Source organism: Bacillus sp. G16 (assembly GCF_021282335.1).
Lineage (GTDB): Bacteria > Bacillota > Bacilli > Bacillales > Bacillaceae > Bacillus > Bacillus inaquosorum.
On the sequence record NZ_JAJSOZ010000063.1, the window covers coordinates 1 to 519 of the forward strand.

General features: G+C 46.2%; 3 tRNA genes. All 3 read right to left on the minus strand.

The features are described from left to right. Positions 1 to 207: 207 nt before the first annotated feature. Positions 208 to 283: transfer RNA gene (locus tag LWH95_RS21545), tRNA-Ala, on the minus strand. 7 nt (positions 284 to 290) lie between these two features. Further along, positions 291 to 367 (minus strand) — tRNA-Pro (locus tag LWH95_RS21550). Between the two features lie 26 nt (positions 368 to 393). Then, positions 394 to 470 (minus strand) — tRNA-Arg (locus LWH95_RS21555). Positions 471 to 519: the final 49 nt, after the last annotated feature.

Consider the following 519-nt stretch of genomic DNA (forward strand, 5'->3'; position numbering starts at 1 on the left):
GTTCGTCCTGAGCCAGGATCAAACTCTCCGATAAAGTAGTTTGACTGACTACGCACATCACTGTGCGATTTATTTAAAAATGAATTAACAGGTACGTTTTGTCTTGTTTAGTTTTCAAAGATCATTTCGTTTGTTCGCTTTGTTAAAGCAACTTTATTAGTATACAATGCTGCTTCTTCAAAGTCAACAACTTTTTCAAAAAACTTTTGGTGGAGCCTAGCGGGATCGAACCGCTGACCTCCTGCGTGCAAAGCAGGCGCTCTCCCAGCTGAGCTAAGGCCCCATTAAAATGGTCGGGAAGACAGGATTCGAACCTGCGACCCCATGGTCCCAAACCATGTGCTCTACCAAGCTGAGCTACTTCCCGATTTCCTATCTATTCTATTAGAATAATGGCGCGCCCGAGAGGAGTCGAACCCCTAACCTTTTGATCCGTAGTCAAACGCTCTATCCAATTGAGCTACGGGCGCAAAACTTAATGCCGAGGGCCGGACTTGAACCGGCACGGTAGTCACCTAC